We start from the raw sequence: 23629 nt of genomic DNA on the forward strand, positions 1-23629 counted from the left end.
AAATAATTGGTTTACCCCATCGTCCTGCGGCGCAATGATCGGGGTTGAACTCAGGCCCGAACAGTGGCGACAAGACCCGACATTTTACAAAAACGCTGCCGCCGACGTGGCCGCAGTTCCGCCCTGACACGAAAGATGACAGCCATGACCCAGACCCGATCCCTGTTCGTGACCCGCCTGTATCAGGCGCCGCTGTCCGCGCATGGCAAACCCATTGACCCGGCAGAGCTGGAAGCGACCTGCCTGTCGATTGCCGAGGATGACGAGGCCGGGCAGGACTGGTGCGAAGAAAACGACTTTCCTGGGTACACGTCCTATGCCTCGCTGACGGACCTGCCGTGGCGGATGCCGATCTTCAAGACGCTGAAAAAGGCGCTTGATAAACATGTGAAAACCTTTGCCGCCGACCTGTCGTTCGATCTGGGCGACAAGAAGCTGAAGCTGGAAGACCTGTGGATCAACATTCTGCCCGAAGGCGGGATTCACACGGCCCACATCCACCCACATTCGGTGATTTCCGGAACGACCTATGTGGCGATGCCCACCGGCACATCCGCGATCAAGTTCGAAGACCCGCGCCTGCCCATGATGATGGCCGCCCCCGCCCGCACCAAGGACGCCGACGAGGCGCTGCGCCAGTTCATCTATGTCGCACCAGAGGTCGGCGACGTGCTACTGTGGGAAAGCTGGCTGCGCCACGAGGTCCCGATGAACATGGCCGAAGAGGACCGGATCAGCGTCAGTTTCAATTATCGGTGGGGGTGATATTACCCACACTGGCATCGGCGCGACCGGCTCTTGTGTTTTCAAAGGTCTCCGCGGCCTCGCTGGCGATCTTTCGGTAGTTGGCCGCAGCCCTCTGAAGTGTAAGCACGCGTTTCTTCCCAATAACGCGCTTCGCCCATAGGTGGTGCCTGTAAGCCTCAGTTACACTTAGCAAAAGATAAATGGGTTCGCCAAAATCGTCTTTGCCCTCAGCTGACTTTTCCTCAATCGCCGCTCTAAGCGCTGTCGGGAGTAACCCTAGAAAGTTAAACTTATCCTCGTCCGAAACTTCGAAATCGAGATCGTGTGCAAGCTTGTTACGGATTCCCGATAAAAATCGAATTGAGGCAATATAGCTACGTGGTAGTAAGCCCATTGCGCTGATCAACTGCAGCTTTTGCTGAAATGCAATTCTAGCAAGCTTGATTTCCTCTGGGTAAGCAAGTTGCCCCCGGAGGATTTCTGACAAAACTTTCTCGAAGTATAGATGACCTTTGATAAGCTTTTGCCAGTCGTCTCCAAACTTGAGGCATCGTATGCACTCCGCTTGGTCAAAACAATGGATGACGAGCGAAGCAGCAACTTCTTCTTCTGGTGTCACTAACAGTATTTCGTCGTCAGTTAGGAACTCTGGAAGGCTATCTTCTTGATTGATCGTCATGGATTTGTCCATACAAGCGCCAATTCGCTATCCCCATACCTTCATTTCGCTGGAAGTAATACTCTCCACATCAAAGTAGATCTCGTGGCGCTGCTTTAGATCGACCCTTGCCAACCCATGCCATTCCCGCTATTGGGCGCCTTCATCATGAACTCCACTGGATGACGGGTGACCTCTCGGGGCCCTCCAGTGATGTGGAAAGGAAATGGCATGAGCGCCAACGAACTACGCGACAAGACGCCCGATCAGCTACGGGAAGAGCTTGTAAACCTTAAGAAAGAATCGTTCAACCTGCGGTTCCAGCAAGCCACCGGCCAGCTGGAAAACACGGCTGCGATCCGCAATGCGCGCCGTGGTGCGGCCCGCGTGAAAACGATTCTCAACCAGAAAGCCGCTGACGCGGCCAAGTCGGAGGCCTAATCAATGCCAAAGCGTATCCTGTCCGGTGTTGTCACCTCTAACCAGAACGAACAGACCGTCACCGTGTCGGTCGAGCGTCGCTTCAAGCATCCGCTGCTGCACAAGACCGTGCGGAAGTCGAAGAAGTACCGCGCCCACGACGAGAACAACGCGTTCAACGTCGGCGATCAGGTCCGCATTCAGGAATGCGCGCCGAAATCGAAAACCAAACGCTGGGAAGTGATCGCGTCCTAAGGACGTCCACCCCCAATTCAACGAAACCCTGGGGCCCCGGTCGGAAATCGGGACATACCCCATAGGTCGAAAAAGGACATCACATGATCCAGATGCAGACCAACCTGGATGTTGCTGACAACAGCGGCGCGCGCCGTGTTCAGTGCATCAAGGTGCTCGGCGGTTCGCACCGTCGTTACGCATCGGTCGGCGATATCATCGTCGTCTCGGTGAAAGAGGCCATCCCCCGCGGCCGCGTGAAAAAGGGCGACGTGCGTAAAGCTGTCGTCGTGCGCACCGCCAAGGAAGTGTTCCGTGAAGACGGCACCGCGATCCGTTTTGATCGTAACGCCGCCGTCATTCTGAACAACAACAACGAACCCGTCGGCACCCGTATCTTTGGGCCGGTGGTGCGCGAGTTGCGTGCGAAGAACTTTATGAAGATCATCTCTCTTGCGCCGGAGGTGCTGTAACCATGGCTGCAAAACTCCGCAAAGGTGACAAGGTCATCGTTCTGGCTGGTAAAGACAAAGGTCTGACCGGCGAGATCAAAAGCGTCGATCCCAAGGCTGGCAAGGCCGTGGTCGACGGCGTGAACATGGCCGTGCGCCATGTGAAGCAAAGCCAGTCCAGCGAAGGTGGCCGCACGCCCAAGGCGATGCCGATCCAGCTGAGCAATCTGGCGATTGTGGATGCCAACGGCAAAGCGAGCCGCGTCGGTTTCCGTATGGACGGCGACAACAAGGTCCGTTTCGCCAAGACGACAGGGGATGCAATCTGATGCTTGATACAGCAAACTACACCCCGCGCCTGAAGCAGCAGTACCGTGACACCGTCCGCGCTGCGCTGAAGGAAGAGTTTGGCTATACCAACGACATGCAGATCCCGCGTCTGGACAAGATCGTCCTGAACATCGGCTGCGGTGCCGAGGCTGTCCGCGATTCCAAAAAAGCGAAGACGGCGCAGGAAGACCTGACGACGATCGCTGGCCAGAAGGCAATGACAACACGTGCCAAGAAGTCGATCGCCGGCTTCCGCGTCCGTGAAGACATGCCCCTGGGTGCAAAGGTGACCCTGCGCGGTGACCGGATGTACGAATTCCTGGACCGCCTGATCACCGTCGCAATGCCCCGCATCCGTGACTTTCGCGGTGTGTCCGGTAAATCCTTTGACGGTCGCGGCAACTATGCCACGGGCATCAAGGAACACCTCATTTTCCCCGAGATCAATTTCGACAAGATCGACGAGAACTGGGGCATGGACATTGTGATCTGCACCACCGCCGCAACCGATGCCGAAGCCAAGAGCCTGTTGAAAGCCTTCAACATGCCCTTCAACAGCTGATCGCGTCAGGGAGATATAGATATGGCTAAGAAATCCATGATCGAGCGCGAGAAAAAGCGCGAACGCCTGGTGGCGCAGTATGCTGATAAGCGTGCAGCCCTGAAGGCAATCATCAACGACCGTGAAAAGCCCGTCGAAGAACGCTTCAAGGCGTCCTTGAAACTGGCCGAACTGCCCCGCAACTCCAGCAAGGTGCGTCTGCACAACCGCTGCCAGCTGACGGGCCGTCCGCACGCATATTATCGCAAACTGAAGATCAGCCGGATCGCGCTGCGGGACCTTGGGTCCAACGGCGAGATCCCCGGCATGGTCAAGTCGAGCTGGTAAGGGAGAGATATCATGGCAATGAACGATCCCATCGGTGATATGCTGACGCGTATCCGTAACGGTCAGATGCGCGGCAAATCCGTCGTCGAGACACCAGCGTCCAAGCTGCGTGGCTGGGTGCTGGATGTGCTGGCTGACGAAGGTTACATCCGCGGTTACGCAAAGAAAGACGGCAAGGACGGTCACCCGGCCTTTTCGATCGAGCTGAAGTACTACGAAGGTACGCCCGTCATCCAAGAGGTGAAGCGCGTATCCAAGCCCGGTCGGCGTGTTTACATGGCCGTCAATGACCTGCCCAGCGTCCGTCAGGGCCTGGGTGTGTCGATTGTCTCCACCCCAAAGGGTGTGATGTCTGATGCAAATGCACGCGCGGCCAATGTTGGCGGCGAAGTGCTTTGCACCGTATTCTAAGGAGGGACTGATGTCTCGTATTGGTAAAAAACCGGTCGAGCTGCCCTCCGGGGTTGAGGCGAAAGTCTCCGGCCAGACCGTCGAAGTGAAGGGCCCGAAAGGGACCCGCAGCTTTAAGGCAACTGACGATGTAACGCTGACCGTCGAAGACGGTGCTGTCAGCGTCACACCGCGCGGCAAGTCCAAGCGCGCACGCCAGCAGTGGGGCATGGCCCGTACCCAGGTGGCAAACCTGGTGCAGGGCGTGACCACCGGTTTCCGAAAGGAACTGGAAATCAACGGCGTGGGTTACCGGGCACAGATGCAGGGCAATGTCCTGAAGCTGGCCTTGGGTTACAGCCATGACGTGAACTTCGAAGTGCCGGAGGGCGTCACAGTGACCGCCCCGAAGCAGACCGAAATCATTGTCGAAGGTATCGACCAGCAGCTTGTGGGCCAGGTCGCGGCGAACATCCGCGAATGGCGCAAGCCGGAGCCCTATAAGGGCAAGGGCATCAAGTACAAGGACGAGTACATCTTCCGCAAGGAAGGGAAGAAGAAGTAACATGGCAAACAGCAAAAGATCCCTGTTCCTCAAGCGCCGTATGCGCGTCCGGAACAAGCTGCGCAGTGTCAACGCTGGCCGCATGCGTCTGAGCGTGCACCGCAGCAACAAGAACATCAGCGTGCAGCTGATCGATGATGTGAACGGCGTTACGCTCGCCTCTGCCTCCACGCTGGAGAAAGATCTGGGCGTCCTTGGCCAGAACAACATCGAAGCAGCCAAGAAGGTAGGCGCGGCGATTGCCGAGCGTGCCAAGAAGGCTGGCGTCGAAGAAGCCTATTTTGACCGTGGCGGTTTCCTGTTCCACGGCAAGGTCAAGGCCGTTGCCGATGCTGCCCGCGAAGCTGGTCTGAAGATCTAAGGCATCGGGCGGGGATTTCCCCGCCCGTGTCAAACCTGAAGGACGTGATTTGATCCGTCCTCGATGACCGGGGCGCGCCTGCGCACTGCGGTCGGACCAACGGGCGCGATTGCCCATGCAGAAAGGACGCCAGACATGGCAGAACGTGACAACCGGGGTGGCCGTGGCCGCCGTGAAGAACAAGCACCGGAATTTGCCGACCGTCTGGTCGCCATCAACCGCGTGTCCAAGACCGTCAAGGGTGGTAAGCGCTTTGGCTTTGCCGCACTCGTCGTTGTCGGCGACCAGAAGGGCCGCGTCGGTTTCGGCAAGGGCAAGGCAAAAGAAGTTCCCGAGGCAATCCGCAAGGCAACTGAATCCGCCAAGCGCAACATGATCCGCGTCGCCCTGAAGGACGCCCGGACGCTGCACCACGACATGGAAGGCCGTCATGGCGCCGGTCGCGTCGTGATGCGTCAGGCCCCCGCAGGTACCGGGATCATCGCCGGTGGTCCGATGCGTGCCGTGTTCGAAATGCTGGGCGTGCAGGACGTTGTGTCCAAGTCGCTGGGTTCCCAGAACCCGTACAACATGATCCGCGCCACGCTGGACGGTCTGCGCAAAGAGCAGTCGCCCCGCAATGTCGCACAGCGTCGCGGCAAGAAAGTCGCGGACATCATGCCAAAGCACAACACCGTCGATCAGCAGTCTGACGTGGCCCACAACGCCACCGAAGCCGACGCAACCGTCGACGCGTAAGGAGTAGATGACAATGGCTAAAACAATCGTCGTCAAACAGGTGGGTTCGCCCATTCGTCGCCCCGAAAAGCAGCGCAAGACCCTGATCGGTCTGGGACTGAACAAGATGAACCGCACCCGCGAACTGGAAGACACGCCTTCGGTCCGCGGCATGGTCAACGCGATCCCGCATCTGGTGCAGATCGTCGAAGAAAAAGGCTAAGCCTTTCTTTACCTCGCTTTTTGAACGCCCGCAGTCATCCGCTGCGGGCGTTCTGCGTTGCAGCATATGCATAGCGGCTTTCCCTTGCTGTGCGTTGTGCAATGGGGTGGTCGATCGTATCTGAAGGTCACGAGAGAGATAACCGGCCTGCACAGAACGCGGGCACTAACCCGAAGGACGTACAGATGACCACGACCACCACAAACACCGCAATCCGCAACGAAACACTGATGGCACGCGTTGCCACCAGCCTGCGTAATGCTCGCGCGCGCCGGAACGCCTATCGGCGCACCCGCGACGAGCTTTCGGCGATGACCGATTACGAACTGGCCGATATCGGCGTGACGCGCGGCATGATTACCGCTGTCGCCCGCGAAGCAGCCGAACGCGCCGTCTGAACCGACGGCCACAGCCGTGATGAAGCGCCCTGTCCGGATGGACGGGGCGTTTTGCGTTGGGGCGGGCCTAAACGTGCCCGGTATTCTTGACGCGCCACGGGTGTGGGGCTATACGCCGCCAGTCGGCGCACCTGCGACCGATTCAATGCAATGCCGCGTGCCCCGTTTCCGTCGCTTCGGTGGGGTTTTCCGGCCAAGGAGAGAGCGACACATGTTTAAACTGAATGAACTGTCCGATAACGCAGGCGCCAACCACCGCAGAAAGCGTGTCGGTCGCGGTGCAGGTTCCGGCAAGGGTAAGACCGGTGGCCGTGGTATCAAAGGTCAGAAGTCACGTTCCGGTGTGGCCATCAAGGGCTACGAGGGCGGCCAGATGCCGATCTACCAGCGTCTGCCCAAGCGTGGTTTCAACAACATCAACGCCAAGACATTCTCTGTCGTGAATCTGGGCCTGATCCAGAAATTCATCGACGCTGGCAAGATTGATATCAAATCCGACCTGACCGAAGACGCACTGATCGAATCCGGTCTGGTGCGCCGCAAAAAGGACGGTATCCGTGTTCTTGCAAAGGGCGACCTGACGTCCAAGATCACGCTGAACGTCACCGGCGCATCCAAGGGCGCGATTGAAGCCGTCGAAAAGGCTGGCGGTTCCGTGACCGTCGCAGCCCCGAAAGCGGCCGCAGACGCCTGATCGCTTGTGAGACGGGGCAACCTGTCTTAAGTAAGGTCAACGTTTTCCAAACGCCGCCGACCGGGGAACCGATTGGCGGCGTTTTTCTTATCCCAAGAGGCCTGATATGGCATCCGCAGCAGAACAAATGGCAGCTAACATGAGCTGGGGCGCCTTCGGTAAGGCGACAGAGCTTCGTAGCCGCATCTTATTCACGATCGGCCTTTTGTGCGTCTATCGCCTTGGCACCTATATTCCGGTTCCGGGCATCGACGGCGTGCAATTGCGCGCCTTCATGGATGACGCCGCGGCTGGCATCGGTGGTATCCTGTCCATGTTCACGGGCGGTGCGCTGGCCCGGATGGGCATTTTCGCGCTGGGAATCATGCCGTATATTTCGGCGTCGATTATCGTGCAGCTGCTAGGCGCCATGTGGGAGCCGCTGAAGAACCTCAAGAAAGAGGGCGAGCAGGGACGCCGCAAGCTGAACCAATACACCCGATATGGCACGGTGGTGCTGGCAACTGCGCAGGCCTACGGGCTTGCCAAATCGCTGGAGGCGGGCGGTCTAGCCGCCGACCCTGGCCTGTTCTTTGTTGCAAGCTGCGTCATCACGATTGTCGGGGGCACGATGTTCCTGATGTGGTTGGGCGAACAGATTACCGCGCGTGGTATCGGGAACGGTATTTCGCTGATCATCTTTGTCGGCATTATCGCCGAAGTGCCCGCAGCGCTGGCGCAGTTCCTGTCGCAGGGACGGTCCGGTGCAATCAGCCCGTTCGTGATTGTCGGCGTGATCATCATGGTGATCGCCGTGCTGACGTTCGTGGTGTTCATGGAACGCAGCCTGCGCAAGATTCACATCCAGTATCCGCGCCAACAGCGTGGCATGAAGGTCTATGACGGATCGTCCAGCCACCTGCCGATCAAGGTGAACCCGGCTGGCGTGATCCCCGCGATTTTCGCAAGCGCACTACTGTTGTTGCCGACGACGATCAGCACCTTTTCGGGCGGGTCCACGAACCCGATCATGTCCACGGTGCTGGCTTATTTCGGGCCGGGGCAGCCGCTTTATCTGTTGTTCTTTACCGTCATGATCGTGTTCTTCACCTACTTCTACACCCGTGAAGTTGCGTTCAAGACCGAAGAAGTCGCTGAAAACCTGAAAAACCAGAACGGTTTCGTGCCCGGCATCCGGCCCGGCAAAAAGACCAAGGAATACCTTGATTACGTGGTGACACGTGTTCTGGTCTTGGGTTCCGGGTATCTGGCTTTGGTCGCACTGCTGCCGGAAATCATCCGCAGCCAGTTCGCCATTCCGTTCTACTTTGGCGGAACTTCTGTCCTGATCATTGTTTCGGTAGGGATGGATACGATCCAGCAGATCCAGTCACATCTGTTGGCGCATCAGTATGAGGGACTGATCGAAAAATCACAGTTACGCGGCAAGCGTGGCGGCACGAAGCGGAGGGGACCAGCGCGCCGATGAACATTATCTTGTTAGGACCGCCGGGGGCGGGCAAAGGAACCCAGGCGCGTCGCCTGGTCGAAGAACGAAACCTGGCGCAGTTGTCGACCGGCGACATGCTGCGCGCCGCCCGCACATCGGGCACCGAACTGGGAAAGATGGTCGCCGGAGTCATGGACCGTGGTGAGCTGGTCACCGATGAGATCGTTATTGGCCTGATCCGTGAGCAACTGACCAACGATGACGGCGCCAACGGCTATATCTTTGATGGCTTTCCGCGCACTTTGGCCCAAGCGGATGCGCTGGGAAATCTGCTGGCAGAGCTTGGGGAAAAGCTGGACCGCGTAATCTTGATGGAAGTCGACGACGAAGCGCTTGTCGCACGCATCACCGCGCGTTCGACCTGTGCGAACTGCGGCGAGGTCTATAACGACCAGACAAAACCAATTCCATCCGACGGTGTCTGTTCGAACTGCGGTGAAAAGGCGGAATTTACCCGCCGTGCCGACGATAACGAAGAAAGCCTGAAAACCCGGCTGTTGGCCTATTACAAGCAGACCAGCCCGCTGGTCGGTTACTACTATGCCAAAGGCGATCTGAGCACGGTTGACGGGCTGCAATCCATGGATGACGTGGCTGCATCGATCAAGGTGGCTTTGCCCTGATCTTTGGCGGGTTGACAGGGGGTTGACCCTTTGTCGTCACGCTCTTAATAACGCGCATCCCGAAAGGGAATGATTCTGGCCAAAGGGGTCGCACCCCGGATGTCCCGAAGATTAGATATGACACCGGCCTGCCTTGAAAATCGGTAGGCCCGCGTTGTGAAAAAAGGGTCTGGCACCACGGACCCGCAACGAAAAGGATTGCTATTTTGGCACGTATTGCTGGGGTCAACATCCCCTCTGGAAAGCGCGTTCCCATCGCCCTGACCTACATCACCGGTATCGGCAACACGACTGCAGAAGCCATCTGCGAAGCCGTCGGGATTGATCGCGCACGTCGCATCAACGACCTGTCAGATTCCGAAGTGCTGAAGGTTCGTGAATACATCGACGAACATCTGACAGTCGAAGGCGACCTGCGCCGCGAGACACAGATGAACATCAAGCGTCTGATGGATCTGGGTTCCTATCGTGGCCTGCGTCACCGTCGTAACCTGCCGGTGCGCGGTCAGCGGACCCACACCAACGCACGCACGCGCAAGGGCCCCGCAAAGGCCATCGCTGGCAAGAAGAAATAAGGAGGCTCCATCATGGCACGTGATACTCGTCGTGGGGGCAAGAAGAAGGTCTCCAAGAACATCGCCGCTGGTGTGGCGCATGTGAACTCTTCGTTCAACAATACGAAGATTCTGATTTCCGACGTTCAGGGCAACGCGATTGCGTGGTCCTCTGCCGGTACAATGGGCTTTAAGGGATCGCGTAAATCGACCCCTTATGCCGCCCAGATGGCCGCTGAAGACGCCGGCAAGAAAGCACAGGACCATGGCGTGAAGACGCTGGAAGTCGAAGTGCAAGGCCCCGGTTCCGGTCGTGAAAGCGCGCTGCGTGCGCTGGCCGCCGCTGGTTTCAACATCACCTCGATCCGTGATGTGACCCCGATGGCCCACAACGGCTGCCGCCCGCCAAAGCGCCGCCGCGTCTAAGCCCGATTGTTGCGATGGGGCCGTGCGTTCGCACGGCCCCGTTGCGCCGTTTTGAAACCTCGAGCGTCAACCCTTCGGACATAGGGGATGGCAAGGATGGAGGGACATATGATCCACAAAAACTGGGCTGAACTGATCAAGCCGTCGCAACTGGACGTCAAGCCGGGTAACGACCCGGCACGTCAGGCGACCGTGATCGCAGAACCGCTGGAACGCGGTTTTGGTCTGACATTGGGTAACGCGCTGCGTCGCATCCTGATGTCGTCGCTGCAAGGTGCCGCCATCACCGCCGTGCAGATCGATAACGTGCTGCACGAATTTTCCAGCGTCTCCGGGGTGCGCGAGGACGTCACAGACATCGTGCTGAACCTGAAGGGCGTCGCCATCCGTATGGACGTTGACGGTCCCAAGCGTCTGAGCGTTCAGGCCAAAGGTCCGGGCATCGTGACGGCAGGCGACATTTCGGAAACCGCCGGCATCGAAATCCTGAACAAGGATCACGTGATCTGCCACCTTGACGACGGTGCAGACCTGTACATGGAACTGACGGTCAACACCGGCAAAGGTTACGTGTCCGCTGACAAGAACAAGCCAGAGGATGCGCCGATCGGCATGATTGCAATCGACGCGATCTATTCCCCGGTCAAAAAGGTCAGCTATGACGTGCAGCCCACCCGTGAGGGTCAGGTGCTGGACTATGACAAGCTGACCATGAAGATCGAAACCGATGGTTCGCTGTCACCTGATGATGCCGTTGCCTATGCCGCGCGCATCTTGCAGGATCAGCTTCAGGTCTTCGTCAACTTTGATGAACCTGAGTCGGCCAACGCTGGTGGCGACGATGACGGTCTGGAATTCAACCCGCTGTTGTTGAAGAAGGTCGACGAACTGGAACTTTCTGTCCGGTCCGCCAACTGCCTGAAGAACGACAACATTGTCTATATCGGTGATCTGATTCAGAAAACCGAAGCTGAAATGCTGCGCACGCCGAACTTTGGCCGCAAGTCCTTGAATGAAATCAAGGAAGTGCTGTCAGGCATGGGTCTGCACCTTGGCATGGATGTCGAGGATTGGCCGCCAGACAACATCGAAGATCTGGCAAAGAAGTACGAAGACCAGTTCTAAAAAATTCGGGGGCGGGATATGCCCGCCCCTATGACGACCCTGGGCATGGTGCCCCAATAACGGAGCCCGCGTCACCGCAGCGTAGGCCCATCATAAAACGAAATGGAGACTTAACATGCGTCACGCACGTGGATACCGCCGCCTGAACCGCACACACGAACACCGCAAAGCGCTGTTCGCGAACATGGCTGGCTCGCTCATTGAACATGAGCAGATCAAAACGACTTTGCCGAAAGCCAAAGAACTCAAGCGCGTCATCGACAAGCTGATCACGCTGGGCAAGCGGGGCGATCTGCACGCCCGCCGGATGGCCAACGCACAGCTGAAGCAGGACATTCACACGGCCAAGCTGTTCGAAATCCTTGGCCCGCGTTATGCGGATCGTCAGGGCGGTTACTGCCGGGTTCTGAAAGCCGGCTTCCGTTACGGTGATATGGCCCCGATGGCGATCATCGAATTGGTCGACCGCGACCGCGATGCAAAGGGCGCATCGGACAAGGCCCGGCTGGCCGAAGACGACACCGCAGACGCATAAACAAGATCACGCAACGAAAAGAGCCCGTTCGAAAGAGCGGGCTTTTTTTGTGAGTAGATTATACGTGAGAGCTATACGGCAGGATAATTGAACGGAACGCTTAAAAGTCTGATATTTGATGAATTGCATCCACTGGAACTATAAACAGCATGACCGTCCAAGCCGAAATCGCACGTCACACGCGCGACCTTGTCAAAATCTCGCCGTCGGGATTGTTCTATGCGCTGCATTTTCGTTTCGCGCTGCCCTTGATGCATTATCACAGCTATCCCACGGACTGGACTGACCGCTATACGGAACGGGCCTATGCCCTGCGTGATCCGATTATCCTGTGGGGTTTCGGCAATACCGGCACCGCAAGGTGGAGCGACATCACGTTGCCGGACCCCGAAGATATCTTGGGTCAGGCGCGCAACTTTGGGATGAACTATGGACTGGTCGTCGCCACAGGGTCGATCAAGTCGCGGACTGTGGCATCCGCTGCCCGTGCGGACCGGGAGTTCAGCCGCGATGAAATCGATACCTTTGCCGGGATCATTGAAACGATGCATCGGTTGGCCGCCCCACCGGGATCGCTTTCTCCCGCTCAGATAGAAGCACTCGCCTTGATCGCAGGGGGGGACCGGCATACCGCCGCTGCTGCCAAATTAGGTATATCCGAAAGTGCCTTAAAGGCCCGGCTGGCCGCCGCACGCAGCAGTTTAAAGGCGCGTACGACGACTGAGGCGATTCAGCGCGCACGCAACTACAAGTTGCTCTAAATCTAGAATTAAGCATGACTCCGTTTTGGCGGCATGGTGCCGTCCATTATCAGACTTCGGAGCGACTATCATGCAAGCGACCACGCTTTCCTTTGCTAATTTACACAACCACGGCGAGCTTTTCGCAAATATTCTGCGGGCCCGTCGTGAATCATTCATTGTGCGGAACAATTGGGATCTGCCACAGACGATGGGGATGGAATTTGATCAGTACGACACACCGGCATCGCGCTGGCTGGCGGTACATGATGTTGACGGACGCGTGTTGGCCGGTGTGCGCCTGACGCCGACAACCGCGCAATGTGGGGTTTATTCCTATATGATCCGTGACGCGCAAAATGGTCTGCTGTCTTCTATCCCGAACGATCTGCTGTTTGGTGACGCGCCGATCGATACCGCCACATGGGAAGTGACGCGCGGTTTTATCGTCCACGATCTGCCGGCAGCCCAACGGCAACGGGTGCGTGTGCGGCTTGTGAATCAGATGTTGCGGACTGCGCGCAACGAAGGGATTGGCCGCATGATCGCGTTGCTGCCGTCCAACTGGAGCCGTTGGGCCGGGCGTTGCCACCTGACGATGGAACCGGCAGGTCGGAACATGAACATGGGTGGCATCGATTATCAGGCGGTCTGGATCGGCTTTGCCAAGCAGATGCATTGACGCTTTGCCAAGTGGCGGGGCAGGGCCTATCTGTCGCATATGGCTGACCTGTTCGACACGGACCCTGCACCAAAAACATCGACCGGCCCGCGCCCGCTGGCGGACCGGTTGCGACCCCGCGCCTTATCAGAGGTGATTGGACAGCAGCAAGTGCTGGGGCCAGAGGCACCCCTGGGTGCGATGCTGGCATCCGGTGCGCTGTCGTCGCTGGTGTTCTGGGGGCCGCCCGGTGTCGGTAAAACAACGATCGCGCGGCTTCTGGCGAACGAATCAGATCTGCATTTCGTCCAGATCAGCGCGATCTTTACCGGCGTGCCGGAGCTGCGAAAGGTATTCGAAGCCGCACGCATCAGGCGCGCAAACGGGCAGGGCACGCTGTTGTTCGTCGACGAAATCCATCGGTTCAACAAGGCGCAGCAGGACGGGTTTCTGCCCCACATGGAAGACGGCACAATCCTGTTGGTCGGTGCGACCACGGAAAACCCCAGTTTTGAGCTGAATGCAGCGCTGTTGTCGCGGTCGCAGGTGCTGATCCTGACCCGCCTGAATGAGGATGATCTGGAACGGCTGGCGCAGCGCGCGGAACACGAACTGGGACGCAGCCTGCCGCTGGACAGGCCGGCGCGCGCGGCGCTGATCAATATGGCCGACGGCGACGGGCGGTCGCTGCTGAACCTGATCGAACAGATCGCGGCGTGGAAAACGGATGCGCCTTTGGGGGTGGACGCGCTGACCAGCCGGTTGATGAAACGTGCCGCAAAATACGACAAATCGGGGGACGAACATTACAACCTGATTTCCGCGCTGCATAAATCCGTGCGCGGGTCTGACCCGGATGCCGCACTTTACTGGCTGGCGCGGATGCTGACGGGGGGTGAAGACCCGCGCTATCTGGCGCGGCGTATCGTGCGGATGGCCGTGGAGGATATCGGTCTGGCCGATCCCCAGGCGCAGCATATCTGCCTGCAAGCATGGGAAACCTACGAACGGCTGGGCAGTCCAGAGGGCGAGCTGGCGCTGGGGCAGGCGGTGACTTATCTGGCGCTCGCACCGAAATCGAATGCGGGTTACGTGGCGTTCAAGGCAGCAATGGTGGCTGCGAAAAAGACCGGGTCCGAACCGCCGCCCGCCCATATCCTGAATGCGCCGACCAAACTGATGAAAGAACAGGGGTTCGGTGCAGGCTATGCCTATGACCACGATGCCGAAGACGGATTTTCCGGTCAGGATTATTTCCCCGACGGCATGAAACGCGGCATCTACTATCTGCCGGTGGATCGCGGGTTCGAACGGGATCTGAAAAAGCGGCTGGATTTTTTCGCCGGGCTGCGGGCAAAGCGAAAGGGGCGGTCGAATTGACTTTGCCGATGTCAAAGGCCACAGAGCGCGAATGATTTCGGCTGGCTTCCTTGTGGCATTGGGCGGCGCGGTGGGCGCTGTGCTGCGTTGGCTGACCGGCGTGTGTGCGCTGCGGCTGATCGGGCCGGGATTTCCGTGGGGAACACTGGCGGTAAACGTCCTGGGTTCTTTTCTGATGGGCGTTGTGGTCGTGCTGCTGACGGAACGGATGGGCGACCGGCTGGCACCGTTTCTGATGACCGGCGTGCTGGGCGGATTCACGACGTTTTCGGCGTTTTCGCTGGACGCCGTGCGAATGATCGAAGGCGGGCAGATGATGCAGGCCGGGATATATGTGGGGGCCAGCGTGGGCTTGGCCCTGTTGGCGCTGTTCGCGGGCCTGATCGTGACAAGGATGATGATATGAGCGGTGTGCAAACACGGACAATCGGGCCGGACGACGGAGACCAGCGGGTCGACCGCTATTTGCGGCGGCTGTTTCCACATCTGACGCAGGGTCGGATTGAAAAGCTGTGCCGCAAGGGCGATGTGCGCGTCGATGGCGGGCGGGTGAAATCAAACACGCGGCTGGACGTCGGCCAGACAATTCGCATCCCGCCGCTGCCGACCGAAGAACAGGTTTTGGCCGAACGGTCGATGCTGAAACAGGGCGTGACAAAGGCGGATGCCGCGCTGATCCAGTCCTGCGTGATCTACCGCGACGATCATATCATCGCGATCAACAAGCCGGCAGGGCTGGCGACGCAGGGCGGATCGAAAACGACGCGCCACGTTGATGGCATGGCCGAGGCGCTGACCTTTGGCTATGATGAAAAACCTAGGCTGGTACACCGGCTGGACCGCGACACCAGCGGCGTGCTGCTGCTGGCGCGGACCCGGATGATGGCCAAGGCGCTGACCGAGAACCTGAAACACCATGCGACGCGTAAAATTTACTGGGCCGCAGTCGCGGGCACGCCGCATCCGCGCGCGGGCACCGTGAAATACGGTCTGGTCAAGGCCGGTGGCCACGGCCAGCACGGCGAAGGCGAAAAGATGCACTGCATCCATCCGCGCGATGTGGACAGCACCGAAGGCGCCAAGCGCGCCACGACGGATTATGCGGTGCTGGACACGCTGGGTGGGCGTGCGTCCTGGGTCGCACTGGTGCCGATCACGGGCCGGACGCACCAGTTGCGTGCTCATATGGCCGAAATGGGCCATCCGATTATCGGTGATGGCAAATATGGCGGGTCAGGTCAGGAAAATCTGGGCGATGGCTGGGGCGCGGGCATGGGGGGCGATATCAGCCGCAAGATGCACCTGCATGCGCGGTCGCTGACCATCGAACATCCCGAAACCGGCGCGATCCTGCATCTGACCGCACCGATGCCCGACCACATGAAACGGACATGGGATTTTGTCGGCTGGGTCGAAGCCCATGCGCCGGTCGATCCGTTCAACATGCCCGACTGATGCCATCGCGGTTAGTGATTCTTGACGTGGATGGCACGCTGGTCGACAGCCGTGCGGCCATCATCCACGCCATGCGCGCGGCATTTGTGGCAACTGATCTGCCTTATCCGGGGGATGCGGCCTGCCTGCGCGGCGTCGGTCTGTCAATCGGCGTGTTGTTTGCGGCACTTGTGCCGGGGGCCGATCAAGGCACACTGGATCGCCTGTCTGTGGCCTATAAGCAGGCGTTTCATGACCAGCGGGTCACAATGGGCAGTCGCATGACCGCACCGTTCTTTGCGGGCGCTTTGGATGCGCTGAACCGGTTGCGGGCGTGCGATGACACGCTGCTGGCCATTGCGACGGGCAAATCGCGGCGCGGACTGGATTCGCTAGTCGCGGACCATGGGCTGGCGGGTTATTTCGCCAGTGTGCAGACCGCGGACGATCACCCATCAAAGCCGCACCCCGCGATGATTTTGCAGGCGCTGGCGGAAACCGGGGTAGTGGCTCGCCACGCGGTCATGGTGGGTGACACGACGTTCGATATGGACATGGCGCGGCCGGCCGGGGTCTCGACCATCGGGGTGACTTGGGGTTATCACGCCGTCGATCTGTTGGCTGCGGATAAAGTTATCACGGATTTCGCGCAACTCGACGCAGCCGTCGACGCGCTGACAGGAGTGGACGCATGAACGATTGGGCACCCAAACGATTCTGGACGATGGCAGAGGTTGTGGAGCGCAACGGTGGTTATGCCGTTGATCTGGATGGACGGCCCGTCAAGACGCCTTATAAGACGCCGCTGGTCGTGCCGACCCGCGCCTTGGCGGATGCGGTCGCGGCGGAATGGCAAGCGCAGACAGATCTGATCGACCCGCAGACGATGCCCGTGACCCGTGCCGCAAATTCCGCCATCGACAAGGTGGCACCGCAAAGTAACGCTGTGGCAAACATGCTGGCGTCCTACGCAGAGAACGATTTGCTGTGCTACCGTGCGACGGCGCCGGACGCGCTGGTCGCATTGCAGGATGCGGCGTGGGACCCTTGGCTGGATTGGGTGGCGCAGACATTGGACGCGCCGTTGCACGTCACCGCCGGGGTCATGCCGATCGCACAGCCGGATACGTCGCTGTCACGGCTACGGGCCGAGGTCGAACGCTTTGACGCGTGGGAACTGACGGGTTTTCACGACATCGTTCAGCTGTCTGGATCGCTGGTTTTAGCGCTGGCTGTTGCGGCGGACAAGCTGACACCTGATGCAGCATGGCAGATCAGCCATGTGGATGAGGATTTTCAGATCAGCCAGTGGGGTGAGGATGACGAAGCCAGCGCCGTTGCCGCCATCAAGGCGCAGGCGTTGAAAGATGGCGCGCGTTTCATGCGAATGAGCCGCGTCGTTTGACCTGCAAAGTGCCGCTTTTGCGGGCGTTTGACTTTTAATCCAGCGTCGCACATTCGATTATGCCGAGCCAACACTTGACCTTTCGGCAATGAATCGCCCAACTTGAGCAAGACGAAGGGTTAACCTTCTCAACACAACCGCCCAATCGGGCGGAATAATTGGCCGCTCTCATTGTGGGGCGGAAACTCAGGAAGAGGTAAAAATGAAAAACACCGTATTTCTCGGAACGCTGACGGTCGCTGGTCTGTGTGCCGCTGCTGCAAGTGCTGCGACACTCGATGACGTCAAGGCCCGTGGCAATCTGAACTGTGGCGTGACAACCGGCCTGACCGGTTTTGCTGCACCCGACGCAAACGGCGTCTGGGAAGGTTTCGACGTCGATGTGTGCCGTGCGGTCGCTGCTGCCATCTTTGGCGACAAGAACGCCGTGCAATTCGTGCCCACGACCGGCGAGACACGCTTTACGGCACTGTCGTCCGGTGAAATCGATCTGCTGGCCCGTAACACCACATGGACGATGTCGCGTGACACCGACCTGAGCTTTGATTTCATCGGCGTGAACTACTACGATGGTCAGGGCTTTATGGTCCCCAAGAATCTGGGCGTCACATCCGCCAAGGATCTGGATGGCGCGACCGTCTGTATCCAGACTGGCACGACGACCGAACTGAACCTTGCTGATTACTTCCGCGCGAACAACATCAGCTACGAGCCAGTTCCGATCCAGACCAATGCCGAAGCACAGCAGCAGTATCTGGCTGGTGCCTGTGACGTCTACACCACCGACGCATCCGGTCTGGCCGCGACACGTGCGACGTTCGAAGCCCCCGCAGACCACGTTCTGCTGCCCGAAATCATTTCCAAGGAACCGCTGGGCCCGCTGGTCCGCCACGGTGACAACGAATGGGGCGACCTGACGATGTGGGTGCTGAACGCGCTGATCGCAGCCGAAGAGCTGGGCATCACGTCCGCGAACATCGCTGACATGTCCGCAGCGCCGACCAACAATCCAGAGGTCAACCGGATTCTGGGCACCGAAGGCGAGTTGGGTGCGATGATCGGGCTGGAAAACGACTGGGCCAAGAACGCGATCATGGCCGGTGGCAACTACGGCGAGATCTTTGAGCGCAACATTGGTGAGAACACACCGATCGGTCTGGCGCGTGGTCTGAACGCACAGTGGACCGAAGGCGGCCTGCTGTACGCACCGCCTTTCCGCTAAGAATTTAGACAAAGGCCCGGCATGGTGCCGGGCCTTTGTTCATTTTTGCGATTCTTCAATTCAACCGTGCAGCTGAGCCTTGGACTGCGTGCCCTGTGGCCGTAGTCCAAGACCCAGCATCCTATCGGGAGACCTGCCCATGTCGTCAATCTCGGACAGCCCTCGGGGCAGCGGCTTTCATCTTAGTCAGCTGATTTACGACACGCGTTACCGGTCAATGACCATTCAGGTTGTCACGTTCCTGCTGGTCGTATTGGCCATCTGGCAGCTGGGCAGCAACCTGCTGGCGAACCTTGCCAATCTGGGCCAGGAACCGGATTTCGGCTTTCTTGACAGTCGTGCGGGCTACGATATCGGGTCAGGCTTTGGCACCAGTATCATAGGCTATACCTCTGCCAGCACGCATATCGATGCGGCTTTTGTGGGTATCCTGAACACCCTGTTGGTCGCGTTTCTGGGCATCGTGCTGGCGACGATCATCGGGGTCATTGCGGGTGTTCTGCGCCTGTCCAAAAACTGGCTCGTCAGCCGCCTGATGGCCGTTTACGTCGAAGCGTTCCGCAATGTGCCGTTACTGTTGTGGATCGTGCTGATCTACGCTGTGATGACAGAATCGACGCCACAACCGCGCGCGTTTCGCGTCGACGAAGCCGGGATTGCAGATGCCTACATGGTGTTTGACGCTATCGCGATTACCAATCGGGGTGTTTACCTGCCGGGCCCGATCTGGGGACCGAACAGCGGCATCCTGATCGCCGTCTTCATCGCGTCGGTCATCGGCGCGCTGGTCTATCGCCGCTATGCCAAAAAGCTGTTGTTCGATACCGGGCGTCTACTGCCGATGGTCTGGCCGGCCATCGTCATTGCATTCCTGCCCGTCATTCTGCTGTTCTTCGTGCTGGGCCGTCCGGTTGGGCTGGATTATCCCGTGCTGGGTGGTTTCAATTTCAGCGGCGGAATGCAGATTTCGAACCCGTTGGTGGCGCTGTGGCTGGCGCTGTCGCTTTATACCGGTGCATTCATTACCGAAATCGTGCGCGCTGGTATCCTGTCGGTGTCCAAAGGCCAATCCGAAGCGTCAGAAGCGCTGGGGATGCGTGCCAATCGCACGATGAGCCTGATCATCCTGCCGCAGGCTATGCGGGTCATCATCCCGCCACTGACGTCGCAGTACCTGAACCTGACCAAAAACTCTTCGCTGGCGATTGCCGTGGGCTATCCCGATGTGCGGGCGACGCTGGGCGGGATTACCCTGAACCAGACAGGTCGTGCGCTAGAATGCATGTTGCTTTTGGGGCTGTTCTATCTGGCGCTGAGCTTGATCATTTCCTTTGTGATGAACGTGTTCAACAATTCCATGAAGTTGCAGGAGCGTTGAGATGAGCGATACCGACAGCCAAGTCACCAACGCCTATTTCCGCGAAACCATGCTGGCGCAGCAAACACCGCCGGTGACGGAAACGGGTGCGATCAAGTGGCTGCGTGAAAACCTGTTTCCGACATGGTTGAACGGGATCATGACGATCGTCGCGCTTTATGCGATCTGGTTCATTCTAAGTCACATCGGCCCGTGGTTCCTGAACGGCATCTGGGATGCGCAATCGCTTTCGGAATGTCGCGAAATTCGTGATGCGACATTGGGGCCGGATGCATCAGCGGCGTGTTTCGCCGTGATTTCTGATCGGTGGCAGCAGCTTGTGTTCGGGTTCTATCCGCAGTCAGCGTATTGGCGACCGACGCTGGCGTTCTTCCTGATGCTGGCTGGTCTGGCGCCGGTTCTGTTCGGGGCGATCCCGCGCCGCTGGTTGACCGCGTCGATGCTGACACCCTTTGTCATCTATTTCCTGCTGTGGGGTGGGTCCGTCTGGGTGCCCGCGTTCATCGCGCTGGGCTTTGTGGTGGGTGGGCTGACGGCGCGTGTGTTGGGTCGGCTTAATCAGATGGTTGCGTTGATCGGTACTGTCCTGATTGTTGGTCTGTATTGGGCATTCATCGCGGTGCCGTTGGCGAATGCCGTGCACAGCATTCTGCCCATTGGCATCATGGCTATCCCGTCCAGCGAATTTGGCGGTTTCATGCTGTCGGTCGTCATCGGCATGGCGGCGATCATCCTGTCGCTGCCGTTGGGGATCGTATTGGCACTGGCCCGCGCATCGGATCTGTTTTTGGTCAACAAGCTGGCCATCGGCTTTATCGAAATCATCCGTGGCGTGCCGCTGATCGTGTGGCTGTTCACGGCATCACTGCTGCTGAACTACTTTTTGCCACCGGGCACAAACTTTGACCTGACACTGCGGGTCATCATCATGGTGACGCTGTTTTCCGCCGCCTATATCGCAGAGGTCGTGCGCGGCGGTCTGGCCGCCGTGCCCAAGGGCCAATACGAAGGCGCGGATTCGCTGGGGCTGGATTACTGGCAGTCGATGCGCCTGATCGTGCTTCCGCAGGCGCTGAAAATTTCGATCCCCGGCATCGTGAACACCTTTATCGGGCTGTTCAAGGACACGACGCTGGTGGTGTTCATCGGCTTGCTTGACCCGCTGGGGCTGACCAATTCGATCCGGGCCAGCACCGACTGGAACGGCATCTACTGGGAACTTTACGTCTTTATCGGGCTCATGTTCTTTATCGCCTGCTACGCGATGGGCCGCTATTCCATGTACCTGGAGCGCAAGCTTCAGCGTGAAAACCGCTAGGGGAACCGCCATGTCAGACACCGTTCAGGACCGTCAGATCAACCGCAGTCAGATGCAGGTCAGTGACGAGATTGCGATCGACATCACCAATATGAACAAGTGGTACGGCACATTTCATGTGCTGCGCGACATCAACCTGACCGTGCAGCGCGGCGAACGTATCGTCATTTGCGGTCCATCCGGATCGGGTAAATCCACCCTGATCCGTTGCATCAACCGTCTGGAAGAACACCAGAAGGGCACCATCATGGTCGAAGGCACAGAGCTGTCGTCGGACCTGAAAAACATCGACAAGATCCGGTCAGAGGTCGGCATGTGCTTTCAGCACTTCAATCTGTTCCCGCATCTGACGATCCTTGAAAACTGCACGTTGGCGCCGATCTGGGTCCGCAAGACACCCAAGAAAGAAGCCGAAGCGACAGCGATGCATTTTCTGGAAAAGGTCAAAATTCCCGATCAGGCGCTGAAATACCCCGGCCAGCTGTCGGGCGGTCAACAGCAGCGGGTCGCAATCGCGCGGTCTCTTTGCATGAAGCCGCGCATCATGCTGTTCGACGAACCGACATCGGCGCTGGACCCCGAGATGATCAAGGAGGTGCTCGACACCATGATCGAGCTGGCAGAGGAAGGCATGACCATGCTGTGCGTCACCCACGAAATGGGTTTTGCGCAGGCTGTGGCGAACCGGGTGATCTTTATGGATCAGGGCCAGATCGTCGAACAGAACGAGCCAAAGGAATTTTTCAACAACCCGCAGTCGGACCGCACGAAGCTGTTCCTGAGCCAGATTCTGGGGCACTGAGCGCAGCGATTCTGTTGTTCGTCTAAAGGGCCGCGCCGTTGGGTGCGGCCCTTATGCGTTGGAATCGTGCGGGGTGCGGAACGCAACCAGATCACCCGTTTTCATGTCTGACCAATCGTCGATGTCAAATGACAGGACGGTGGTGGCGCTGGTGGGGTAATCGCTGAACCGGGGCGCGTCCGGTGGTGTGCTGACAAGCAGCGCGGCCAGATCCGCGATCCCCGGATTATGCGCAATCACGGCGACACAGGGCGCCGATTGTTTGCGGATATGGCGCAGCAGCACATCTGGCGATGCCAGATACAGCGCGTCGACAAAGTCGGTTTCGCCGGGCAGTTCAAGCGTGCCAGCGGTTTCACGTGTGCGCTGCGCGGCTGAACACAGGGTCACGTCCGGTATATGTCCGTTATTGCGCAGCCATTCGCCCATGCGCGCGGCGTCGCGCAGGCCACGATCCGTCAGCGTGCGGTCAAAATCGTCAAGCATGGGATTATCCCAGCCCGATTTCGCGTGCCGGATCAAAATCAGTTTCAGGGTCACGCGCTATTCCTGCCGTGACTTCACACGGGTTTCGGTTGACCGGATGATCGACCCCGCACCGTGTTCCGTGAACAATTCCAACAAGGACGCATTGGGCAACCGTCCATCAAGGATGACCACGGCGCGCACGCCTTCTTCGATCGCCTTGAGCGCAGTTTCGGTTTTCGGGATCATACCGCCCGCGATGACCCCGTCCTCGATCATTTGGCGAACCTGATCGGGTGACAGTTGCGTGACGACGTTGCCGTCGGCGTCCTTGACCCCGGACACATCGGTCAGCAGCAGCAGGCGATCCGCCTTTAACGCGCCCGCAATGGCACCCGCTGCCGTGTCGCCGTTGACGTTAAAGGTTTCCAGACTGTCCATGCCCGTGGCGACAGGGGCGATCACGGGGATGATCCCGGCACGATATAGATCGCGCAGCACCTGCACATTCATTTCGACAGGCTTGCCGACAAAGCCCAATTCCGGATCGTCAGCGGCGGCAACCATCAGGTCGTCGTCTTTGCCTGACAGGCCGACGGCGCGGCCGCCTTCGTCCATGATGGCCTGCACGATCCGCTTGTTCACAAGGCCGGTCAGCACCATTTCGACGACTTCGACCGTGGCCTGATCTGTGACACGCTTGCCGCGGATGAATTCTGATTTGATGCCCAGCTTGTCGAGCATCTGGTTAATCATCGGGCCGCCGCCATGCACCACGACAGGGTTCATGCCGACCTGTTTCATCAGCACGATATCACGCGCGAAACTGGCCATCGCTTCGGCGTCGCCCATCGCATTGCCGCCGAATTTCACCACAACGACAGCGCCCGCGTATCGCTGCATGTAAGGAACCGCTTCGGACAATGTCCGCGCAGTGCTGATCCAGTCCCGGTCCATGTTCTGCGCCCTCATTGTCAGCTCCCGTTACACGTGT

General features: G+C 58.6%; 34 protein-coding genes. 31 read left to right on the top strand and 3 right to left on the bottom strand.

Features of this window, described 5'->3' with window-relative positions; genetic code table 11:
- Nucleotides 1–144 precede the first annotated feature (144 nt).
- Complete coding sequence (locus GZH79_RS03520) at nucleotides 145–765, top strand: TIGR02466 family protein (RefSeq protein ID WP_211641872.1); 621 nt, start codon at nucleotides 145–147, stop codon at nucleotides 763–765.
- Here GZH79_RS03520 and GZH79_RS03525 read toward each other — a convergent pair.
- Nucleotides 746–1426: a hypothetical protein gene (locus GZH79_RS03525; protein ID WP_211641873.1), complete on the bottom strand. Its 681-nt coding sequence runs from the start codon at nucleotides 1424–1426 to the stop codon at nucleotides 746–748. The genes GZH79_RS03520 and GZH79_RS03525 overlap by 20 nt on opposite strands.
- A 210-nt stretch (nucleotides 1427–1636) precedes the next feature.
- On the opposite strand from GZH79_RS03525, the gene rpmC reads away from it, so the two are divergent.
- The 30 genes from rpmC to GZH79_RS03675 all read left to right on the top strand — a co-directional run bounded on the left by rpmC (nucleotide 1637) and on the right by GZH79_RS03675 (nucleotide 22170).
- Nucleotides 1637–1846, top strand: a complete 210-nt coding sequence (gene rpmC, locus GZH79_RS03530) for a 50S ribosomal protein L29 (protein WP_211641874.1) — start codon at nucleotides 1637–1639, stop codon at nucleotides 1844–1846.
- Nucleotides 1847–1849: 3 nt separating this feature from the next.
- Nucleotides 1850–2080 (top strand): 30S ribosomal protein S17, encoded by a 231-nt coding sequence (gene rpsQ / locus GZH79_RS03535; RefSeq protein ID WP_211641876.1) that lies wholly within the window; start codon nucleotides 1850–1852, stop codon nucleotides 2078–2080.
- An 83-nt stretch (nucleotides 2081–2163) separates the two neighbouring features.
- Nucleotides 2164–2532, top strand: coding sequence for a 50S ribosomal protein L14 (rplN, locus tag GZH79_RS03540; RefSeq protein ID WP_056038981.1), 369 nt, complete (start codon nucleotides 2164–2166; stop codon nucleotides 2530–2532).
- 2 nt (nucleotides 2533–2534) lie between these two features.
- The gene (gene rplX / locus GZH79_RS03545) at nucleotides 2535–2840 is read left to right on the top strand and encodes a 50S ribosomal protein L24 (protein ID WP_211641882.1); all 306 of its coding nucleotides are present in this window, start codon (nucleotides 2535–2537) and stop codon (nucleotides 2838–2840) included.
- Nucleotides 2840–3403, top strand: coding sequence for a 50S ribosomal protein L5 (gene rplE, locus GZH79_RS03550; protein WP_211641885.1), 564 nt, complete (start codon nucleotides 2840–2842; stop codon nucleotides 3401–3403). The genes rplX and rplE overlap by 1 nt, the downstream gene beginning before the upstream one ends.
- 21 nt (nucleotides 3404–3424) lie before the next feature.
- Nucleotides 3425–3730, top strand: coding sequence for a 30S ribosomal protein S14 (rpsN, locus tag GZH79_RS03555; protein ID WP_211641887.1), 306 nt, complete (start codon nucleotides 3425–3427; stop codon nucleotides 3728–3730).
- Between the two features lie 18 nt (nucleotides 3731–3748).
- A complete protein-coding gene (gene rpsH / locus GZH79_RS03560; RefSeq protein WP_211641954.1) occupies nucleotides 3749–4141 on the top strand; it encodes a 30S ribosomal protein S8 in 393 nt (130 codons plus the stop codon).
- Nucleotides 4142–4151: 10 nt separating this feature from the next.
- Nucleotides 4152–4685: a 50S ribosomal protein L6 gene (gene rplF / locus GZH79_RS03565; RefSeq protein WP_211641889.1), complete on the top strand. Its 534-nt coding sequence runs from the start codon at nucleotides 4152–4154 to the stop codon at nucleotides 4683–4685.
- 1 nt (nucleotide 4686) lies between these two features.
- Nucleotides 4687–5046 (top strand): 50S ribosomal protein L18, encoded by a 360-nt coding sequence (rplR, locus tag GZH79_RS03570; protein WP_211641890.1) that lies wholly within the window; start codon nucleotides 4687–4689, stop codon nucleotides 5044–5046.
- A gap of 135 nt (nucleotides 5047–5181) precedes the next feature.
- Nucleotides 5182–5784: a 30S ribosomal protein S5 gene (gene rpsE / locus GZH79_RS03575; protein ID WP_211641891.1), complete on the top strand. Its 603-nt coding sequence runs from the start codon at nucleotides 5182–5184 to the stop codon at nucleotides 5782–5784.
- A 13-nt stretch (nucleotides 5785–5797) separates the two neighbouring features.
- Complete coding sequence (gene rpmD / locus GZH79_RS03580) at nucleotides 5798–5986, top strand: 50S ribosomal protein L30 (RefSeq protein WP_211641894.1); 189 nt, start codon at nucleotides 5798–5800, stop codon at nucleotides 5984–5986.
- Nucleotides 5987–6171: 185 nt separating this feature from the next.
- Nucleotides 6172–6384 carry a DUF1127 domain-containing protein gene (locus GZH79_RS03585; RefSeq protein ID WP_211641895.1) on the top strand — a complete coding sequence of 71 codons (213 nt, stop codon included), beginning with the start codon at nucleotides 6172–6174 and terminating at the stop codon, nucleotides 6382–6384.
- A 211-nt stretch (nucleotides 6385–6595) separates the two neighbouring features.
- Nucleotides 6596–7078, top strand: coding sequence for a 50S ribosomal protein L15 (gene rplO / locus GZH79_RS03590; RefSeq protein WP_211641896.1), 483 nt, complete (start codon nucleotides 6596–6598; stop codon nucleotides 7076–7078).
- A gap of 127 nt (nucleotides 7079–7205) precedes the next feature.
- On the top strand, nucleotides 7206–8546 hold the full coding sequence (gene secY / locus GZH79_RS03595) for a preprotein translocase subunit SecY (RefSeq protein ID WP_211641956.1): 1341 nt from the start codon (nucleotides 7206–7208) through the stop codon (nucleotides 8544–8546).
- Nucleotides 8543–9190 carry an adenylate kinase gene (locus GZH79_RS03600; protein ID WP_211641897.1) on the top strand — a complete coding sequence of 216 codons (648 nt, stop codon included), beginning with the start codon at nucleotides 8543–8545 and terminating at the stop codon, nucleotides 9188–9190. Before secY ends, GZH79_RS03600 begins: the two co-directional genes overlap by 4 nt.
- A gap of 206 nt (nucleotides 9191–9396) precedes the next feature.
- Entirely contained in the window at nucleotides 9397–9765 is a 369-nt protein-coding gene (gene rpsM, locus GZH79_RS03605) for a 30S ribosomal protein S13 (protein ID WP_211641901.1), read from the top strand.
- A gap of 12 nt (nucleotides 9766–9777) precedes the next feature.
- Nucleotides 9778–10170: a 30S ribosomal protein S11 gene (gene rpsK / locus GZH79_RS03610; protein WP_211641905.1), complete on the top strand. Its 393-nt coding sequence runs from the start codon at nucleotides 9778–9780 to the stop codon at nucleotides 10168–10170.
- 108 nt (nucleotides 10171–10278) lie between these two features.
- Nucleotides 10279–11295 (top strand): DNA-directed RNA polymerase subunit alpha, encoded by a 1017-nt coding sequence (locus GZH79_RS03615; RefSeq protein ID WP_211641906.1) that lies wholly within the window; start codon nucleotides 10279–10281, stop codon nucleotides 11293–11295.
- Nucleotides 11296–11410: 115 nt separating this feature from the next.
- The gene (rplQ, locus tag GZH79_RS03620; protein WP_211641907.1) at nucleotides 11411–11830 is read left to right on the top strand and encodes a 50S ribosomal protein L17; all 420 of its coding nucleotides are present in this window, start codon (nucleotides 11411–11413) and stop codon (nucleotides 11828–11830) included.
- 149 nt (nucleotides 11831–11979) lie between these two features.
- Complete coding sequence (locus tag GZH79_RS03625; RefSeq protein WP_211641908.1) at nucleotides 11980–12591, top strand: autoinducer binding domain-containing protein; 612 nt, start codon at nucleotides 11980–11982, stop codon at nucleotides 12589–12591.
- A gap of 70 nt (nucleotides 12592–12661) precedes the next feature.
- Nucleotides 12662–13252 (top strand): acyl-homoserine-lactone synthase, encoded by a 591-nt coding sequence (locus tag GZH79_RS03630; protein ID WP_211641909.1) that lies wholly within the window; start codon nucleotides 12662–12664, stop codon nucleotides 13250–13252.
- A gap of 39 nt (nucleotides 13253–13291) precedes the next feature.
- The gene (locus GZH79_RS03635) at nucleotides 13292–14611 is read left to right on the top strand and encodes a replication-associated recombination protein A (protein WP_211641911.1); all 1320 of its coding nucleotides are present in this window, start codon (nucleotides 13292–13294) and stop codon (nucleotides 14609–14611) included.
- A gap of 31 nt (nucleotides 14612–14642) precedes the next feature.
- Nucleotides 14643–15017: a fluoride efflux transporter CrcB gene (gene crcB, locus GZH79_RS03640; RefSeq protein ID WP_211641912.1), complete on the top strand. Its 375-nt coding sequence runs from the start codon at nucleotides 14643–14645 to the stop codon at nucleotides 15015–15017.
- Nucleotides 15014–16066 carry an RluA family pseudouridine synthase gene (locus GZH79_RS03645; RefSeq protein WP_211641913.1) on the top strand — a complete coding sequence of 351 codons (1053 nt, stop codon included), beginning with the start codon at nucleotides 15014–15016 and terminating at the stop codon, nucleotides 16064–16066. Before crcB ends, GZH79_RS03645 begins: the two co-directional genes overlap by 4 nt.
- A complete protein-coding gene (locus GZH79_RS03650; RefSeq protein ID WP_211641914.1) occupies nucleotides 16066–16740 on the top strand; it encodes an HAD-IA family hydrolase in 675 nt (224 codons plus the stop codon). The genes GZH79_RS03645 and GZH79_RS03650 overlap by 1 nt, the downstream gene beginning before the upstream one ends.
- On the top strand, nucleotides 16737–17450 hold the full coding sequence (locus tag GZH79_RS03655; RefSeq protein WP_211641916.1) for an ATP12 family protein: 714 nt from the start codon (nucleotides 16737–16739) through the stop codon (nucleotides 17448–17450). Before GZH79_RS03650 ends, GZH79_RS03655 begins: the two co-directional genes overlap by 4 nt.
- A 202-nt stretch (nucleotides 17451–17652) precedes the next feature.
- Nucleotides 17653–18672, top strand: a complete 1020-nt coding sequence (locus tag GZH79_RS03660) for an amino acid ABC transporter substrate-binding protein (RefSeq protein ID WP_211641918.1) — start codon at nucleotides 17653–17655, stop codon at nucleotides 18670–18672.
- Nucleotides 18673–18811: 139 nt separating this feature from the next.
- Nucleotides 18812–20050 carry an ABC transporter permease subunit gene (locus GZH79_RS03665; protein ID WP_211641920.1) on the top strand — a complete coding sequence of 413 codons (1239 nt, stop codon included), beginning with the start codon at nucleotides 18812–18814 and terminating at the stop codon, nucleotides 20048–20050.
- A gap of 1 nt (nucleotide 20051) precedes the next feature.
- Nucleotides 20052–21368 (top strand): amino acid ABC transporter permease, encoded by a 1317-nt coding sequence (locus GZH79_RS03670; RefSeq protein ID WP_211641922.1) that lies wholly within the window; start codon nucleotides 20052–20054, stop codon nucleotides 21366–21368.
- A 10-nt stretch (nucleotides 21369–21378) separates the two neighbouring features.
- Nucleotides 21379–22170 carry an amino acid ABC transporter ATP-binding protein gene (locus tag GZH79_RS03675; RefSeq protein WP_283094778.1) on the top strand — a complete coding sequence of 264 codons (792 nt, stop codon included), beginning with the start codon at nucleotides 21379–21381 and terminating at the stop codon, nucleotides 22168–22170.
- A 51-nt stretch (nucleotides 22171–22221) separates the two neighbouring features.
- Here the strand turns inward: GZH79_RS03675 and GZH79_RS03680 are convergent, their stop codons facing one another.
- Nucleotides 22222–22710, bottom strand: a complete 489-nt coding sequence (locus GZH79_RS03680) for a histidine phosphatase family protein (RefSeq protein WP_211641924.1) — start codon at nucleotides 22708–22710, stop codon at nucleotides 22222–22224.
- A gap of 3 nt (nucleotides 22711–22713) precedes the next feature.
- A complete protein-coding gene (gene argB, locus GZH79_RS03685) occupies nucleotides 22714–23607 on the bottom strand; it encodes an acetylglutamate kinase (protein WP_211641930.1) in 894 nt (297 codons plus the stop codon).
- Nucleotides 23608–23629: the final 22 nt, after the last annotated feature.

The sequence above is a fragment of the Loktanella sp. SALINAS62 genome (assembly GCF_018263905.1).
Taxonomy (GTDB): Bacteria; Pseudomonadota; Alphaproteobacteria; order Rhodobacterales; family Rhodobacteraceae; genus Loktanella.

Excerpts from the sequence above, each read along its gene's own strand:
- GZH79_RS03520 (WP_211641872.1), top strand. The coding sequence starts at position 145 with ATGACCCAGACCCGATCCCTGTTCGTGACCCGCCTGTATCAGGCGCCG.
- GZH79_RS03525 (WP_211641873.1), bottom strand. The coding sequence starts at position 1,426 with ATGACGATCAATCAAGAAGATAGCCTTCCAGAGTTCCTAACTGACGAC.
- rpmC (WP_211641874.1), top strand. The coding sequence starts at position 1,637 with ATGAGCGCCAACGAACTACGCGACAAGACGCCCGATCAGCTACGGGAA.
- rpsQ (WP_211641876.1), top strand. The coding sequence starts at position 1,850 with ATGCCAAAGCGTATCCTGTCCGGTGTTGTCACCTCTAACCAGAACGAA.
- rplN (WP_056038981.1), top strand. The coding sequence starts at position 2,164 with ATGATCCAGATGCAGACCAACCTGGATGTTGCTGACAACAGCGGCGCG.
- rplX (WP_211641882.1), top strand. The coding sequence starts at position 2,535 with ATGGCTGCAAAACTCCGCAAAGGTGACAAGGTCATCGTTCTGGCTGGT.
- rplE (WP_211641885.1), top strand. The coding sequence starts at position 2,840 with ATGCTTGATACAGCAAACTACACCCCGCGCCTGAAGCAGCAGTACCGT.
- rpsN (WP_211641887.1), top strand. The coding sequence starts at position 3,425 with ATGGCTAAGAAATCCATGATCGAGCGCGAGAAAAAGCGCGAACGCCTG.
- rpsH (WP_211641954.1), top strand. The coding sequence starts at position 3,749 with ATGAACGATCCCATCGGTGATATGCTGACGCGTATCCGTAACGGTCAG.
- rplF (WP_211641889.1), top strand. The coding sequence starts at position 4,152 with ATGTCTCGTATTGGTAAAAAACCGGTCGAGCTGCCCTCCGGGGTTGAG.
- rplR (WP_211641890.1), top strand. The coding sequence starts at position 4,687 with ATGGCAAACAGCAAAAGATCCCTGTTCCTCAAGCGCCGTATGCGCGTC.
- rpsE (WP_211641891.1), top strand. The coding sequence starts at position 5,182 with ATGGCAGAACGTGACAACCGGGGTGGCCGTGGCCGCCGTGAAGAACAA.
- rpmD (WP_211641894.1), top strand. The coding sequence starts at position 5,798 with ATGGCTAAAACAATCGTCGTCAAACAGGTGGGTTCGCCCATTCGTCGC.
- GZH79_RS03585 (WP_211641895.1), top strand. The coding sequence starts at position 6,172 with ATGACCACGACCACCACAAACACCGCAATCCGCAACGAAACACTGATG.
- rplO (WP_211641896.1), top strand. The coding sequence starts at position 6,596 with ATGTTTAAACTGAATGAACTGTCCGATAACGCAGGCGCCAACCACCGC.
- secY (WP_211641956.1), top strand. The coding sequence starts at position 7,206 with ATGGCAGCTAACATGAGCTGGGGCGCCTTCGGTAAGGCGACAGAGCTT.
- GZH79_RS03600 (WP_211641897.1), top strand. The coding sequence starts at position 8,543 with ATGAACATTATCTTGTTAGGACCGCCGGGGGCGGGCAAAGGAACCCAG.
- rpsK (WP_211641905.1), top strand. The coding sequence starts at position 9,778 with ATGGCACGTGATACTCGTCGTGGGGGCAAGAAGAAGGTCTCCAAGAAC.
- GZH79_RS03615 (WP_211641906.1), top strand. The coding sequence starts at position 10,279 with ATGATCCACAAAAACTGGGCTGAACTGATCAAGCCGTCGCAACTGGAC.
- rplQ (WP_211641907.1), top strand. The coding sequence starts at position 11,411 with ATGCGTCACGCACGTGGATACCGCCGCCTGAACCGCACACACGAACAC.
- GZH79_RS03625 (WP_211641908.1), top strand. The coding sequence starts at position 11,980 with ATGACCGTCCAAGCCGAAATCGCACGTCACACGCGCGACCTTGTCAAA.
- GZH79_RS03630 (WP_211641909.1), top strand. The coding sequence starts at position 12,662 with ATGCAAGCGACCACGCTTTCCTTTGCTAATTTACACAACCACGGCGAG.
- GZH79_RS03635 (WP_211641911.1), top strand. The coding sequence starts at position 13,292 with ATGGCTGACCTGTTCGACACGGACCCTGCACCAAAAACATCGACCGGC.
- crcB (WP_211641912.1), top strand. The coding sequence starts at position 14,643 with ATGATTTCGGCTGGCTTCCTTGTGGCATTGGGCGGCGCGGTGGGCGCT.
- GZH79_RS03645 (WP_211641913.1), top strand. The coding sequence starts at position 15,014 with ATGAGCGGTGTGCAAACACGGACAATCGGGCCGGACGACGGAGACCAG.
- GZH79_RS03650 (WP_211641914.1), top strand. The coding sequence starts at position 16,066 with ATGCCATCGCGGTTAGTGATTCTTGACGTGGATGGCACGCTGGTCGAC.
- GZH79_RS03655 (WP_211641916.1), top strand. The coding sequence starts at position 16,737 with ATGAACGATTGGGCACCCAAACGATTCTGGACGATGGCAGAGGTTGTG.
- GZH79_RS03660 (WP_211641918.1), top strand. The coding sequence starts at position 17,653 with ATGAAAAACACCGTATTTCTCGGAACGCTGACGGTCGCTGGTCTGTGT.
- GZH79_RS03665 (WP_211641920.1), top strand. The coding sequence starts at position 18,812 with ATGTCGTCAATCTCGGACAGCCCTCGGGGCAGCGGCTTTCATCTTAGT.
- GZH79_RS03670 (WP_211641922.1), top strand. The coding sequence starts at position 20,052 with ATGAGCGATACCGACAGCCAAGTCACCAACGCCTATTTCCGCGAAACC.
- GZH79_RS03675 (WP_283094778.1), top strand. The coding sequence starts at position 21,379 with ATGTCAGACACCGTTCAGGACCGTCAGATCAACCGCAGTCAGATGCAG.
- argB (WP_211641930.1), bottom strand. The coding sequence starts at position 23,607 with ATGAGGGCGCAGAACATGGACCGGGACTGGATCAGCACTGCGCGGACA.